This is a genomic window from Planomonospora alba, from assembly GCF_039534085.1.
Taxonomy (GTDB): domain Bacteria; phylum Actinomycetota; class Actinomycetes; order Streptosporangiales; family Streptosporangiaceae; genus Planomonospora_B; species Planomonospora_B alba.
Genome location: NZ_BAAAUT010000007.1, coordinates 20,865 through 35,357 on the forward strand (window position 1 = coordinate 20,865; position 14,493 = coordinate 35,357).

At 74.8% G+C, this 14,493-nt stretch carries 14 protein-coding genes; 3 read left to right on the plus strand and 11 right to left on the minus strand.

The genetic code is table 11. From position 1 onward, the window contains the following. Nucleotides 1-13 precede the first annotated feature (13 nt). The 3 genes from ABD823_RS05650 to ABD823_RS05660 form a co-directional block, all read right to left on the minus strand. The gene (locus tag ABD823_RS05650) at nucleotides 14-1,054 is read right to left on the minus strand and encodes an NBR1-Ig-like domain-containing protein (RefSeq protein ID WP_344856619.1); all 1,041 of its coding nucleotides are present in this window, start codon (nucleotides 1,052-1,054) and stop codon (nucleotides 14-16) included. 300 nt (nucleotides 1,055-1,354) lie between these two features. Further along, complete coding sequence (locus ABD823_RS05655) at nucleotides 1,355-2,464, minus strand: winged helix DNA-binding domain-containing protein (RefSeq protein ID WP_344856621.1); 1,110 nt, start codon at nucleotides 2,462-2,464, stop codon at nucleotides 1,355-1,357. Nucleotides 2,465-2,557: 93 nt separating this feature from the next. Continuing rightward, nucleotides 2,558-3,997 carry an MFS transporter gene (locus ABD823_RS05660; RefSeq protein ID WP_344856623.1) on the minus strand — a complete coding sequence of 480 codons (1,440 nt, stop codon included), beginning with the start codon at nucleotides 3,995-3,997 and terminating at the stop codon, nucleotides 2,558-2,560. Nucleotides 3,998-4,067: 70 nt separating this feature from the next. Here ABD823_RS05660 and ABD823_RS05665 point away from each other — a divergent pair, with 70 nt between their 5' ends. Then, nucleotides 4,068-5,198, plus strand: a complete 1,131-nt coding sequence (locus tag ABD823_RS05665) for a GlxA family transcriptional regulator (protein ID WP_344856625.1) — start codon at nucleotides 4,068-4,070, stop codon at nucleotides 5,196-5,198. Between the two features lie 75 nt (nucleotides 5,199-5,273). Next, nucleotides 5,274-5,888, plus strand: a complete 615-nt coding sequence (locus ABD823_RS05670; RefSeq protein WP_344856627.1) for a cadmium resistance transporter — start codon at nucleotides 5,274-5,276, stop codon at nucleotides 5,886-5,888. A gap of 99 nt (nucleotides 5,889-5,987) precedes the next feature. On the opposite strand, the gene ABD823_RS05675 is transcribed toward ABD823_RS05670, so the two are convergent. From ABD823_RS05675 to ABD823_RS05710, 8 genes are all read right to left on the minus strand, one after another. Then, nucleotides 5,988-6,374 (minus strand): hypothetical protein, encoded by a 387-nt coding sequence (locus tag ABD823_RS05675; protein WP_344856628.1) that lies wholly within the window; start codon nucleotides 6,372-6,374, stop codon nucleotides 5,988-5,990. A 3-nt stretch (nucleotides 6,375-6,377) separates the two neighbouring features. Continuing rightward, nucleotides 6,378-6,788: a hypothetical protein gene (locus ABD823_RS05680; RefSeq protein WP_344856630.1), complete on the minus strand. Its 411-nt coding sequence runs from the start codon at nucleotides 6,786-6,788 to the stop codon at nucleotides 6,378-6,380. A gap of 204 nt (nucleotides 6,789-6,992) precedes the next feature. Then, nucleotides 6,993-7,601: a hypothetical protein gene (locus ABD823_RS05685; protein ID WP_344856632.1), complete on the minus strand. Its 609-nt coding sequence runs from the start codon at nucleotides 7,599-7,601 to the stop codon at nucleotides 6,993-6,995. A 204-nt stretch (nucleotides 7,602-7,805) separates the two neighbouring features. After that, nucleotides 7,806-8,612 carry a TIGR03943 family putative permease subunit gene (locus ABD823_RS05690; RefSeq protein WP_344856634.1) on the minus strand — a complete coding sequence of 269 codons (807 nt, stop codon included), beginning with the start codon at nucleotides 8,610-8,612 and terminating at the stop codon, nucleotides 7,806-7,808. Then, nucleotides 8,609-9,646 carry a permease gene (locus tag ABD823_RS05695; RefSeq protein WP_425566569.1) on the minus strand — a complete coding sequence of 346 codons (1,038 nt, stop codon included), beginning with the start codon at nucleotides 9,644-9,646 and terminating at the stop codon, nucleotides 8,609-8,611. Before ABD823_RS05695 ends, ABD823_RS05690 begins: the two co-directional genes overlap by 4 nt. 164 nt (nucleotides 9,647-9,810) lie before the next feature. Further along, nucleotides 9,811-10,674 (minus strand): NUDIX hydrolase, encoded by an 864-nt coding sequence (locus tag ABD823_RS05700; RefSeq protein WP_344856638.1) that lies wholly within the window; start codon nucleotides 10,672-10,674, stop codon nucleotides 9,811-9,813. Nucleotides 10,675-10,726: 52 nt separating this feature from the next. Continuing rightward, complete coding sequence (locus tag ABD823_RS05705) at nucleotides 10,727-11,716, minus strand: LLM class flavin-dependent oxidoreductase (RefSeq protein WP_344856640.1); 990 nt, start codon at nucleotides 11,714-11,716, stop codon at nucleotides 10,727-10,729. A 231-nt stretch (nucleotides 11,717-11,947) separates the two neighbouring features. Further along, the gene (locus tag ABD823_RS05710) at nucleotides 11,948-13,387 is read right to left on the minus strand and encodes an ABC transporter permease family protein (protein WP_344856641.1); all 1,440 of its coding nucleotides are present in this window, start codon (nucleotides 13,385-13,387) and stop codon (nucleotides 11,948-11,950) included. 255 nt (nucleotides 13,388-13,642) lie between these two features. Between ABD823_RS05710 and ABD823_RS05715 the strand changes: the two genes are divergently transcribed. Then, nucleotides 13,643-14,485: a hypothetical protein gene (locus ABD823_RS05715; RefSeq protein WP_344856643.1), complete on the plus strand. Its 843-nt coding sequence runs from the start codon at nucleotides 13,643-13,645 to the stop codon at nucleotides 14,483-14,485. Nucleotides 14,486-14,493: the final 8 nt, after the last annotated feature.

Sequence of the window (14,493 nt, forward strand, 5' to 3'; positions counted from 1 at the left end):
GCACGGCGGGGGATCAGGGTTCGCCGACGATGATCTGGAAGTTGATCGGCCGGTTTCCGGGGAACGCGATCCTTCCCGCGGCGTCCATCATCTTGAACCGCACGTAGCACAGGCCCGGTTCCCGCGGTGTGGTGACGTCGACCCGGATGTCGACCGTCTCGCCGGGGCGCGTCTCCTCGATCGGTACGGCGGAGGCGGTCCGGCACCGGCCGGTTTGCTGCGGGGGGTCGAGGCGGCGCAGTGAGTATCCCTTCCAGGGCACGGTCCCGGCGTTCTTGAGCCGCCACACCTTCGGCACGGTCCCGCCCGCGCCGACGCGCGTGCAGTCGGGCAGCGTGACGTCCGCGACGAACTCGGCCGCGTCGCCCTCGTGCGCGGGCGGGGCCCACGCCGGGTTGGCCTGCCGCACCGGGCAGTCGGCCGGGGGCGGCGGTGACCCGCCGGACAGGCTCGGGCCGGGTTCGGCGGGCCCGGATACGCGGTCGGCGACGGTCACGATGAGGACCGCCGCGCCCACGCCGACCGCGACCGCGGTGAGCACGGTCGGGAGAGTCCGCCGGAACCGCCCTCGTCCTTCCGGCGCGGGCAGGACCGGCCGGATGCCGCCCGTGCTCCCGCCGGTGCGCGGCACGGCCACGGGGGCCGGGGCCTCGGCAGCCGGTCCGGACGCCTGCGGCGTCACGGCGGTGTGCGTGGCGCGGGGTTCCGCGGCGCCTGCGGGGGAGGCCGCGACCGCACCGGGCGGATGATCCACGGAGGCGTCCGCGGGGGCCGGAGGATCTCCGATGCCGGCGCCCTTGACCGTCTGGTTGGCCTTCTCCCAGCGTTCGCGGTAGGCGGCCGGGTCCGCGCCGCACGCCCTGGCGAACTCGACGGTGGTCTCCCAGCTCGGGAGCCGGTTGCCTTTCGTGGCTTCGTGCAGCGTCGTGTGGGAGATCGCCCCCGAGCGGCCGGACATCTCCCGGAAAGGTGGATTGCCGGCCGACCGGCGCAGTTCGCGCAGGACCTCCGCGAAGTCCTCGATCGCCTCCGCCCGTGCACGCCTGTCGTCCACCGGACGAAGCTAACAGCACTCACACTCTTCACTCAACTCACAGCAATGTCACGCATGACAGCGGACGGCCCGGCCGGCACCCGTTCTGCGGGCGCGAGCCCAGCGGCCCGGGTGGCCCCGGCGCCGTCGCGCGGTGTGCAGACGGCGTCACCCGCACGGGAGCGGCACGGCCCGGACGGCACGGCCGCTGAGCGGCGAGGGCGATGCCCTGATCCCGAACGACGTCCGCGCGGTCTCCCCGGTGAGGCCTGGGCCGCCGGAAACAGGATCATGTCCAACAGCCCCCGGCCGCCTCCCGGCTCAGTCCGCCACCGGGCCGATGCGGACGTCATGGGCCTGCGCCGCGGGCGCGGCGAAGGCGAGCAGGCGCAGGCCCTCCTCCTCCACGGCCGCGGCATCGGCGCCGGACAGCTTCGCGAACGGGGTGACGGCCACCGTGCCCGGCCGTTCGATCTTCCATGTCGCCCGGACGAAACCGTCGACCAGGACCGTGCCCCGGACGATGCCGTTCTTCGTGACGACCCCGCCCAGCAGGCTCCTGTCGATGATCCGGGAGCGGTCGGCGTGCGACAGGATCGCGTTGTCGTACTCCGCCAGGAACCGGACCGGGGCGGGTGCGTCCGGGCCGGGCAGCGGGGCGTCCGGCAGGTCGAGGAGCGTACGGCCCCGCTCGTCGCGGAACGTGCGCAGCTCCAGCCGGGCGCAGACCTCGGCCAGACCGTTCAGGCCCGACCACTGCTGCATGTCGGCGACGGTCGCGGGCCCGAAGGCCGCCAGGTAGCGGAGCAGCAGCGGGCCGGGGTCCGCCTCGGCGGGGATCGGACGGCCGAGCCAGCTCTCGATGGCGGCCCAGGCGGGCCGGCTGCTCCTGCCCCACAGGCCCCGGGGCGGCGTCTGCAGCGAGGGCACGACGTACTGGGCGATGCGGGCGAGCTCCGCGGGCTCGCACCGCGGCCACCGCGGAGCGAGCAGCTCGCCCAGCTCCTTGATGCCGCGCGGCTCGGCGAGCAGCTCCCGGGCCGCCTCCGCGAACTCCGCCAGATCGGGGATCTTCTCCAGCTCCGCGACGCGGTCCGGGTTCGCGCGGAGCCCGCGCTCGATCACCGGCGCCGTCACCCGCCGCAGGGCCAGGCAGTCGTCGGCGGTCACGAGGTGGACGGTGCACCTCATGAGGTTGGCCCGGACCACCCGGCGGTCCAGGACCAGCCGGGCCAGGTCGTCCGGCTCGAAGCCCTTCACCCGCGACCAGAGCCCGAAGTACGGCGGCGCCGGCTGCTGCGCCTGCAGGCCGACCAGGTGGCGCAGGACGTCCTCCACGCCGGACTCCACCCGCTCGCTCAGGAGCTGCCGCTCCAGGAACGCCCGGTTGAGCTCGCGACGGCTCAGGACCCTCCCGGCATTCGACATCATGATCGGCAGTCTAGGCGGTGGATCACGTGTGCGGCGGGGTCTCCCGGGCACTTGCGCGCCCGCCGGCCGTACGGCCCCCTCCGGGGCCGGTCGTCAGCGGGGCGGGCGCCGGGTGATGGCGATCGACATCACCGCCGCGATCAGGCAGAGCGCCCCGGCGCCGTACCAGGCGAGGTCGTAGTCGCCGGCGTGGTCGCGGACGAGACCGGCGCCGAGGGCGGCGACGGCCGCGCCGACCTGGTGGGAGGCGAACACCCAGCCGAACACCACCCCTCCGTCGGGGCCGTAGATCTGGCGGCAGAGCGCCACGGTGGGCGGTACGGTCGCCACCCAGTCCAGCCCGTAGAAGATGATGAAGACCAGCATGCTGGGCTCGGCGGTCGCGGCGAACAGGTGCGGCAGCACCAGCAGCGACAGGCCGCGCAGCGCGTAGTAGACGCAGAGCAGGATCCGCGAGTCGGCCCGGTCGCTGAGCCAGCCGGAGGCCACGGTCCCGGCGATGTCGAAGATCCCGACCAGGGCGAGCAGACCGGCGGCGGTCGTCTGCGGCATGCCGTGGTCGTGGGCGGCGGGCACGAAGTGGGTGCCGACCAGCCCGTTGGTGCTCATGCCGCAGATGGCGAACCCGCCCGCGAGCAGCCAGAACGGCCTGGTCCGCAGGGCGTCCCGCAGCACCAGCAGCGCCCGTGCCGCCGCGCCGCCCGCCGGCCGGCCCGCACCGTCCGGGCCGGGTGCGGGGGTCTTCGCCGATCCGGTGGCGTCCGGTCCCGGCCCGCCGCCCGGGCGGGTGACCGTACGGCCCGCGGCGGGGACGGGGGCGCCGAGCGGGGCGAGACCGACCTCCTCGGGGCGGTCGCGGAGCAGGAACCAGACCAGGGGCGCCACGGCGAGGGCGGCCCCGGCCACGGTCAGCGAGGCGACCCGCCAGCCCGGCCCCTGGGCCAGGTGCGCCAGCACCGGCAGGAAGACCAGCTGACCGGTGGCGCCGCCCGCGGTCAGCACGCCGACGACCAGCCCGCGGTGCCGGACGAACCACCGGTCCGCGACCGTGGCGCCGAACACCAGCGCCATCGAACCGGTGCCGAGCCCGACCAGCACGCCCCAGCAGAGCACCAGGTGCCAGCTCGCGGTCATCAGGACGGTGACCCCGCTGCCCGCCGCGACCAGCAGCAGCGCGAGGGTCACCACGCGCCGCATGCCGAACCGGTCCATGAGGGCGGCGGCGAACGGGGCGGTCAGGCCGTACAGCATGAGGTTGACCGAGACGGCGAACGAGATCGTCCCCCGGGGCCAGCCGAACTCCTCCTGGAGCGGGGTGATGAGCACGCCCGGTGTGGCGCGGAACCCGGCTGCTCCCACGATGGCGACGAAGGCGACGGCCGCCACGATCCAGGCCCGGTGCAGCCGGGGTGCCCGCGGCCCGTCGACGGCTCCCGAACCGGGAGGGGGACCTGAAGCGGGGACGGGTCCCGGGGCGGTCCCGGAGGCCGGCGCGGGGCTCGGCTCGGGGACCGGCTCGGAGGTCAGGGTCATGGGGCAATGATGGCGGCGGCGCCGCCGCCGTACGATTGGCCGGAAAGCCAACATCTGAAAGAATCCGGCCATGGAGCGTGGAGTCCCGTCCGCACCGGACCCGTCCGGCCGCGGGCACGCGGGCACGGCCGCGTCCGGCGAGCCGTCCGTGCGGCGCCCGTCCGCACCCGGACCGGAGAAGGGGCCGGGGAGCCCCCACCGGGTGGCCGTGGTCGTGCTCGACGACTTCGCCGCGCTGGACCTCGGTGTGCCGGGGCAGGTGTTCTGGGTCGCCCGGGACCCCGCCGACCGGCCCCTGTACGAGGTGGTCACCTGCTCGCCGGGCGGCGCCGCCGTACGGTCCCGGGCCGGATACGCCGTGCTGCCCGACCACGACCTGGACGTGCTGGAGACGGCCGACACCGTCCTGGTCCCCGGGATCCACGGCGGCCCGGCGCTGACCGACGGGACCGTCCCCGGCCCGCTGCGCGACGCGCTGCGCGCGGCGGCCCGGCACGCCCGCGTCATGTCGATCTGCACGGGCGCGTTCGTGCTGGCCGCCGCCGGGCTGCTCGACGGCCGGCCCGCCACCACCCACTGGCGTCAGGCCGCGCTCTTCCGCACGCTCTTCCCCCGGGTGCGGCTCGACCCCGACGTGCTGTTCATCGACGACGGCGACCTGCTCACCTCGGCCGGGGTCGCCGCCGGGATCGACCTGTGCCTGCACGTGGTCCGCCGCGACCACGGCAGCGAGGCGGCCAACCGGACGGCCCGGCGCTGCGTCGTCGCCCCCTGGCGGGACGGCGGGCAGGCGCAGTTCGTCGAGCGGCCGCTGCCCGACCCCGCCGACACGACCACCGCGCGGACGCGGGCGTGGATGCTGGAGCATCTGGACGAGCCGCTCGACCTGGCCGACCTGGCCGCGCACGCGCGGATGAGCGTGCGCACCTTCACCCGGCGCTTCCGCGAGGAGACCGGCCTCAGCCCCGCCCGCTGGCTCACCGGCCAGCGGGTCGAGCACGCCAGGCACCTGCTGGAGTCCACCGACCTGCCGGTGGACCAGGTGGCCCGGCGGGCGAGCTTCGGCACGGCCGTCTCGCTCCGCCAGCACCTGCACGCCGCCGTCGGCCTCGCCCCCCTCGCCTACCGGCGCACCTTCGGGCGGAACGGGAGGGAGCGCGCGCTCACAGCGGCTGGTCGAGCAGGCGCCGCATCGGAGTGAAGCCGGACGCCCGGTAGAAGGCCACCGGCTCCGGACCGGACGGGTCCGGGGAGCGGTGGCCTACGCTGGTCGGCCATGGACGGCATCCTCGGGACGATCGGTACGGCCGCCGCCGTCTTCGCCGGGACCAACGTCGACGACATCGTCGTCCTGACCGTGCTGTTCCTGACCTCCCGCGCCGCCGGGCGGCCCCGGCCCTGGCAGATCGTCGCCGGCCAGTACGCGGGCATCGCCGCACTGGCCGCTGTCTCTGCGGTCGCGGCGCTCGGCCTCACGATCGTCCCCGACGCGTGGGTCGGCCTGCTCGGCCTGCTCCCGCTCGGGCTCGGGTTGTGGAGCCTGGCCGGAGCCGTCCGCGCCACCCGGGCAGGGGAGGACTCCTCCCCGGTGGTCGCCACCGGCGTGCTCTCGGTGGCGGGGGTCACCGTCGCCAACGGCGCGGACAACATCTCCGTCTACACGCCGGTGTTCCGGACCATCGGCCTCGCCTCCGGCCTCGTCACCGTCGCGGTCTTCGCCGTCCTGACCGGACTGTGGTGCGCCGCCGGATCGTGGCTCGGCTCGCACCGGAAGGTCGTCGCCGCCGTCGAGCGGTCCGGGCACTGGTTCGTGCCCGCCGTCTTCATCGTGATCGGCGCGCTCATCGTCCTCGAATCCGGCGTACTCGGCCGGCTGACCGGGATGGGATGACGGGCCTTCCGCCCGCCCGCCGGACTCCCCGGGCGTACCGGGCGCAGGGGGCGACCCGCCGCCGATCCCGTCCGCCCCGGCCCGGGCACGGTCCCGGCTCTACGGCAGGGCGTCGATCGTGATGTGCGGGTCGTAGGCCGCGAGCTGCTCGCCCCGGTCGGTCAGGACCGGCCACCGGGTGTGCCGGGCGCACCAGATGACGTGGCCCGCGGTGACGTCCCGCGAGCCGTCGAGGATCTCCGCGATGTCGCCGACCTTGCCGGCGGTGAAGTCGTCGACCGTCACCCCGGGGGTCGAGATCAGCTCGAACAGCTCCACCTGGGTGGAGAGCGGGGCGATGGAGTAGACGGCGGCCAGGGCGGTGGCCGGGACGCAGATGCCGCCGCCGCTGCTGAGGCAGGTCGCCGTGACGGCCCGCGCGTACTTGGTCTTGGCGACGGCGATGTCGATCAGCGCGCTGACGTCGAGGACCCGGCCGGGAAGCATGTCTCAGATCCTACGGTTGCGGTGCGCACTGATCTGGCCCCACTCCTCGTCGGACAGGCGGGCGACGCCGAGCGCGTCGGCCGCGGAGTCGAGGTCCTCGCGGTTCAGGTCCCAGCGGTGGATCAGGGCGATGACGTGCGGCTTGTTGCCGATCTCCCGCTGCACGGCCGCGCGGACGACGTCGGCGACGCGCTTGCCGTCCGCCCGGGCCTTGCGGGTCAGCGCCTCGTAGTCGGCCCGGTCCAGCTCGATGGTGACGGAGGTCGCCGAGCCGTCGTGCTCCGGGTCGTCCCTGCGGGGCTGGCGGTGGGCCAGCCAGACCGGGACCCCGGGCTCCTCCGCGCCGTTGCTCCCGCCGGGCCGCGCCGTGCCCGGCTTGTCGTCATCACGCCGTGACGGCAGGGGGAAGGCCATGCACCCGACAGTAGCCGTGAACGCCCCGGTGCGGCAGCCCTTTGCGGCGCGGCCCCGCCTCCGCGCGGGGATCGGAGCACGGCGGCGGGGCGGGCGATCCGGGTGGGGCGAGAGGGGCCCACGGGGAAGAGGCGGGCCGGACAGGCCGGGCGGAAGCGGATCCGGCGGGATGAGCCCGGCGGGCAGGGATCCGGTGGGGCGGGGTCAGCCGGGCGGGAGTGGGCCGGTCGGGGCGGGGACGGGCGCGGCCGCGCCGCAGGTGCCTGCGGCCTGGCGCTCCGCGGCGATCTGGTCGACGCCTTTGGACCGGTACTCCTCCTGCTCCTCCGGGGGCGGGACGTACCGCCACGAACCGTCCTCCCGGACGAAGTCGTAGTCGTAGGGGGTCGGGTCGGTGGTCCGGCCCGCGGTCACCAGGGCGGTGTCCCCGGTGATCACGATGTCACCGATGTCGAACAGCGCGCCGGGGACGAGTTGCGGGCAGAGCCGGAACAGGCGCACGTACTCCTCGCGGTCGATCACCGCCCGGGCCCCGCTGCTCCACCGGTCCCAGAACTCGCCGGACCTCCCGTTCGCGTAGGCGTCGAACGCGGCCTGGGCGGCCTGCCGTACCGCCTCCTCCGACTCCGCGGGGTCCGGGGCGTCCGCGGTGGCCGTCGCGGAGGGCGGGGAGCTCTGCGCCGGCGGGTCCAGGACCATGGACACGGCGACGACCGTCCCGATGAGCAGGCCGGCGACCATGAGGGCGATCACGGCCAGGCCGCGGCCCGTCTCGCCCCTGGGCGGCGGGCCGTACTGCGGCGGGTAGCCCACTTCGGTCTCCGGAGCCGGTGGGAACGGATTCAGGTGATCGTAACGCCGGCCCCCTCCCCGCGGCCACGGAGGACGGGCGCGCCGGAGGCCGGTCCTCGTCCCGGGGGCCGCGGCGGTCCGGTTCCTGCGGCCGTCCCGGGCGACCACCGCCGCGCCGCCGGGGGAGGCGGGCGGCCCGTGCCGGTCCGGGATCCACGCGCGCCCTCAGTCCTCGTACGGCTCGGCGGGCGCGTCGATCTCCACCAGCCCCGTGGCGGACAGCTCCGGGTGGACGGCACCGTTGGGCATCTTCTCGAACGTCGGCGGGATCCAGGTGCCGGTCACCTCGACCCAGGTGTCCGCGGGAGGCGCTTCGACCCCCTTGACCAGGACCTTCAGCGGGAAGGCGTCGGCGGCGCAGCAGGCCAGCTGCATGCGCGTCAGGTACCACCGGCCCGGCTTCCTGGACGGGACGGCGAAGCCGGTCAGCCGCACCGTGCGGCCGGTCAGCGACTTCTTCTCGTCGTCCCAGGCCCGCGCGATGAACTCACTGATCTTCATGTCCACCGGGCCCTTGCCGTCCAGCGGCGTGAAGGCGGTCAGCGCCTGGGAGCGGCGCGGGGGCGGGTCGTCGGAGCGGGCCGCGGCGAACGAGCCCAGGGCGGGCGGCGCGATCAGGAAGATAGCGAACACCGGCAGGCACATCAGCCAGGCGATCCGCGGGCCGCCGTGCCCGTGCCCGTGCCCGTGGCCCTGCCCGCGACCGCCGCCGTCCCCAGCGGGGTCGTCGTGCCCGTTCCCGCCCGCGGGAGGGCCGCCTGCGGGCGCGTGCCCGTCCCCGGCTCCCTCCTTCGCCCGCCACGCCTGCACCAGGCCGGTGAGGCCGAGGACCAGCAGCACCGCCCCGGCACCGATCAGGAACGGCCGGAAACCGGGTTTGACGTAGTTCAGGTAGGTCGTGGAGAACGCCGAGATCCGCAGCACGGCGCCACCCAGCAGGACCAGGATCAGGTTCTGGCTCAGACGGTTCACAGCAGCAGCCATCCGGACAGGGCGCTCACCGCCACGGCGAGCACGAAGGTCAGGGGGACGAACCTGGCCGCGAACGCGCGGCCGAACGTGCCGACCTGCAACGCGATCAGCTTGAGGTCGACCATCGGCCCGACCACCAGGAACGCGAGCTTCGCGGTCGGCGAGAACGCGGTCATCGAGGCGGCCACGAACGCGTCGGCCTCCGAGCAGATCGACAGCAGCACGGCCAGCAGGGCCATGACCAGCACGGCCAGCCACGGGACCTGCGCCACCGCGGTCAGCCACTCGCGGGGGACCAGCACGTTGAGCGTGGCGGCGGCCAGGCCGCCGACGATGAGGAACCCGCCGGCGTGCAGCAGGTCGTGCCGCATGGCGTCGCCGAAGACGGCGAGCTTCGACCCCTCGCCGTGCGGGCGGGACGGGATCCGCAGCCAGTCGCTCCGGCCGAACCGGAGCCACAGCCAGCCGACCAGCACCGCCACCACCAGCGACGCGCCGAACCTGGCCGCGACCATCAGCGGCTGGCCGGGGAAGGCGACGGCGGTCGCGACCAGCACGATCGGGTTGATCGCGGGCGAGGCGAGCAGGAAGGCCAGCGCCGCCGCCGGGGTCACGCCCCGGGCCATCAGCCCCGAGGCGACCGGGACGGACGCGCACTCGCACCCGGGCAGCACCGCGCCCGCCATGCCCGCGACGGGTACGGCCGCCGCCGGGCGCCGGGGCAGCGCCCTGGTCCAGAACGAGGCCGGGACGAACGCGGTGATCGCGGCGGACAGGGCGACCCCGAAGACCAGGAACGGCAGCGCCTGCACGCAGATCGCCACGAAGATCGTGGCCCAGGTCTGCAGCGCCGGAGAGGCCAGGTGCGGCGCGAGTGCGAACCGCCCCACGACGAGCAGGGCGACGACGAGCACGAACCCCCAGGGGAGGGCGCGCCGGACGGAGGGGGCGCGGCCCCAGGAGTCCGGGGGGAGGGAGTCGTCCTCGTCGGTCCACTGCCGCGGGCCGGTGTGGATACGGGACATGATCCCCATCGTGCCAGATTCCGCCGATGTTCCACGTGGAACATTCCTGCCGGGACTCCCGGGCTCCGAACCCCGGGAACCCCCGGGGTCTGCCGGGGTCTGCCGGAGCCTGGGAGCTCAGGGGTCCCGGGGGCCGGAAGCTCAGGACCCCGGGGCCGATGCCCGGAGGGCGGTCAGAGCTGGGAGAGCAGCCACCTCGGCCCGGTGACGGCGGCGCCGAGGGCGGTGACGCGCTCCCGCAGGGCGCGGTCGGCGGTGACGACGAGGACGCGCTCCCAGGGCGCCGTCTCCCGCACGGCCCGCACGATGGCGTCGTCCCCGCTGCCCGGGGCGGCCAGGACGGTGACACCGGGCGGTGCGGCCGCCTCGCGGGCGGCGCCCTCGACGACCGCGACGACGCGGGGGAACCAGCGGGCGAGGGCGGGCAGCTGCTCGGGAACGGTGCGCAGGCCGTGCCCGGCGAGGGCGGAGACCTCGGCCAGGAGTTTGGCGGCGGCCCCGGCCCGGTCCTTCCACCAGCCGTGCTCGGCCCGGGCCCCGACGATGTTGGCGGCGTCGAGGACGAGCACCAGGGGGGCGAGCGCAGGCCGGAGCGCGGGCCAGGTCTCGGCGAAGCCGGGATGCAGGTCGCGGGAGGCGACCTCCTCGGCGGGCAGCCAGCGCAGGTCCGCGCTCTCGCTGTTGCCGGGGACCGCGGGCAGCAGCCCCTCGGCCTCGGCGATCACCGTCTCGAAGGTCCAGCCGCCGTGGTCGTCGAGGTAGACGCCCTGGACGCGCAGGCCGTCACCGTGCAGGGAGGCCTCCTCGCGGGCCTCGCGGAGCGCGCCGGCGACGGCGTCCTCGTGGCTGTCACGGGCGCCGCCGGGCAGGCCCCAGGTGCCGCCGTGGTGGCTCCACAGGGAACGCTTCTGCATCAGGACGTGGGGCGTGCCCGCGGAGTCGTGGTGCACGGCGAGCAGGCCGGACGCGCCGTGGACGCCCCAGTGCCGGTGCCCGCGGTCGCACCGGGCCCAGCCGTCCCCGTCACCGACCGTCATAGCGTCCATGATGCATCACCTCCGGCCGCATCCCCGGGGACGGCCTCGCGTGTCAGGCGGCGACCAGCCCGTGGGCGTCCGCCAGCAGTTCGATCGAGCGCATCCATGCCTGTCGGCCGGGGGCCATGGAGACGACGATCAGCTCGTCGGCCTGGGCGTGCTCGGCGAACCGCTTCAGGTAGTCCTCCACCTCGGCCGGGGTGCCGACGGCGGAGTAGCGGGCCATGTTCAGCAGCTGCCGCCCGGCCGGGGACTCGAGGATCATGTCGGCCTCCTCCGGCGTGAACGTCCGCCCCCTGCCGAGCAGCAGGCTCACCCGCTTGCGCTTGGCGTCCAGGAACTGCTCCTGCGCCTCGTCCACGGTGTCCGCCGCGATGACGTTGACGCCGGCGATGACGTACGGCCGGTCGAGCTGCGCGGAGGGCCTGAACTCCCGGCGGTAGAGGGAGACGGCCTCCTCCAGCGCGTCCGGCGCGAAGTGGGAGGCGAAGGCGTACGGGAGCCCGAGCGCGGCGGCGAGCTTGGCGCCGAACAGGGAGGAGCCGAGGATGTACAGCGGCACGTCCGTGCCCTTGCCCGGCGTCGCGTCGACGCCCGGGATGCGGGACTGCCCGGTCAGGTAGCCCTGCAGCTCCAGCACGTCCTCGGGGAAGGAGTCCGCGGAGGCGGGCGTGCGCCGCAGGGCCCGCATGGTCTGCTGGTCGCTGCCCGGCGCCCGGCCGAGGCCCAGGTCGATGCGGCCCGGGTGCAGCGTCTCGAGGGTCCCGAACTGCTCGGCGATGGTCAGCGGGGAGTGGTTGGGGAGCATGACGCCGCCGGCGCCCAGGCGGATCGTGCGGGTGTGGGCGGCGACGTGCGCGATGAGCACGCTGGTCGCAGAGGAGGCGATGGTGCTCATGTTGTGGTGCTCGGCGTACCAGACCCGCAGGTAGCCGAGCTCTTCGGCGCGCCGGGCCAGGGCCACGCTCGCACGGAAGCTGTCGCCCGCCGTCTCTCCGTCGCCGATGTGCGCCAGGTCGAGGATGGAGAGGGGAAGAGCCATGGGAGGCGGCCTTTCACTGGGAGGACGGGACGCGCACCGGCCGCGGGACCGCTCGCCCCGCCGTACGTCGGTGCACGCTGTGCGACAACCACGGCGGAGCCCGCGTTATTTCGGAGGTGATCGAAATGGCCCGGTGTCCCCTGTGCGGCGCGGCCCCGGGCCGGCTCTCCGGGGAGACCTCGCCGTCCTGCGGCAACCGGTCATCGCCGGGTCCGGCGGGCGGAGCCGGGATCACCCAGGGGTGATCCGCGCGGTCTTCCGCGCTTTCCGGACGACCTGCCCGGGGGAGGTGAGGGCCGCGATCGCCGCGGCGAGCACGGGGAGCCCGACGACCAGGGCGGCGATCAGCTCCCACGGGGTGTCGAAGGGCACCCGAGGGGGCGGATCCCAGTCGATCGGGGCGGTCAGGGGCCACGCCAGGAGCAGGCCGATGACGCATCCGGCGACCGCGCCCAGAACCGTTCCGCAGGCCGTGCCGGCGGCCGCCCGGCAGGCGACCAGGAAGCGCAGGGTCCGCGAGGGCGCGGCCGAGCGGCCGCTGACCCGCAGCAGGACGCGCTCCGATCCGGCGGCGCGGGTCGCGGCCAGCGCGCCGGTGAGGGCGATGAGGAGCAGGCCCGCGACGACGTACCACCAGTCGGTCGGAGCCTGGAATCCCCGCTCGACGTAGGTGGTGGCGGTCTCCCCCAACCGGCGGTCGAGCCGTTCCTGCTCGTCCGCCGTGGTCCGGTGGAGGGAGGGGTCGGTGATCAGCCGCTCCGGTTCCAGGCGGCGGCCGGAGTCCTGCACGACCTTCGCCGGGACGAAGACCGCCTCCATGCGAGGGTCGGCGGGCCTGACGGTGATCGCCGGGATGGTCTTCTCGACGGGCGGCGAGTCGCCGGGGAGGTGGTACCGGAGCAGGACCGAGCCGGTCTCCTCTTCGTCCGCGCTGACCACCACGGCCGTCCCCTCGTCGTAGGGGACCGACGGATCCCCGGTGAGGTAGTGGAGCAGTGCCCGGTCGCCGATGCAGGGGTTCGTCCAGACGAGGCCCTCGGAGGACTCCACGCTGGGGGAGCCGGCCCCGCCGCTGTCCTGCGCGACGGGCACGTCGGGCAGTTCGTGCCGGAGGGCCGCCCGCACGGCGGCCGCCTGCTCCGCGGAGAATCCCTCGACGATGAGCGCGCCGGGCCAGGCCCGAGGCTGATAGTGCGCCCTGCCCTGCGCGGTCTCGGCGAACATGACGGTCGTCACCGCGACCGCGGCGGCGGTCGCGGTCATCGTCAGCGCCACCGCGGGGGAGGTCCAGGCGGATCCGCCGGCCAGGTGGCGGGCCGCCGGCCGGAACGCCGGCGGCAGTCGTGCGGCGTTCCGGCCGAGGACTCCCAGCGTCCAGGGGACGAAGGGCCCCAGCCCGAAGACCAGCAGCGCTCCGCAGAGCATGCCCAGCAGGACGAGCATCGCCGATCCGAAGTCGTCGTAGTGCTGGTCTTCGTGCGTGTACCACGCGATGAACGCCAGCACCGCGATGCCGGTCACGGCCAGGGTCGCCCCTGTGACCAGGTGGCGTCCGCGCACGAGGCCGTACCGGCTGCGGGGGGCCGAGTGCCTCGCGAAGGGCACCGCGCCGCACGCGAGTGCCACGGGGACGCTCAGTACCACCGCAAGAACCGCGATCGCCTCGATCATGGAGGGATGGTACGCAGGGGTGCACGGCCAGGACGGTGCGGAGCACCGGGATACGCCGCCGCCGGCGGGAAGGGGCCGCCCGGGGAACGGCTCCGCCGCGGTCTCCGGCCGCCTTCCACGCGGCGGGCCGGTACCGGATCCGCCGGACGCCGGCCCGGGTCTCAGCCGCCGCCCTTGCTGAAGTGCTGGTAATCCCCTATGCCCAGAAGAGGACGCGCCGGGAGGATGTCACCGGCATCCGGTTGGATGAGGCGCATGACCGCTCACGACGTGGCCCGACTGCTGCCCGATGTCCCGGTGCTCCGCGACCTGTGCCGGTCCATGGCGGTGCTGGAGGCCATCCTCACCCCGGACTGGGAGAGCCGCTACCACTCCTTCGACGCGGCCTGGGGTCCCGGGGAGGAGATGGCCTCCATGCGCAACGGCTCCGGAGACGAGTACTCCATCGTCTTCTCGGCGGCGGGTGCCTACATCCGCGGCTTCGCCCACGAGCCGGTGATGAGCCCGTACGGCAACGACGGGCCGTGGCCGGGGATGCTCGACTCGGTCCCCGAGGTCTTCCGCCACTGCGTGACCGAGCCCGCGTTCTGCGACGAGGACGGCATGCCGGTCGTGACCGCCTGCCTGTGGCGCGAGACCGGCGACGACCGCTGGCGGGTGGGAGAGATCGACTACCCGGACGGCGCAAGCGACCCCGATGGAGCGTCGTACCTGTTCGGACGGCTCACCGATCCGTCGCCGGAGGCGTTCCGGCGGTTCGCGGCGGTGCCGGGAGTGCGGTGGGAGCCGCCGACGCGTGGCGCGGTCACCCAGGCCCGGCAGCGGTTGGGGGCCGGGGTCGTTCGGGAGGTGTTCGAGCGCCTCGCCCGTCCGGCCGCGACGGAGGCGACCTCAGGGGCGTGGCTGGGGCGGTGGCGGTTGATGGCGATCGACGGGTTCATCCTCGATCTGCCGGACACGGCGGCGAACCTGGCGGAGTTCCCCAACGACAGCGCGGGCGGGTACGAGACGGTGTACCCGCAGGCCAGAGTGGTGACGATCAGCGAGTGTGCCTCGCACGCGATCGTCGCGGCGGACACCTCGGGCTGCCGGCGGTGAGCAGACCC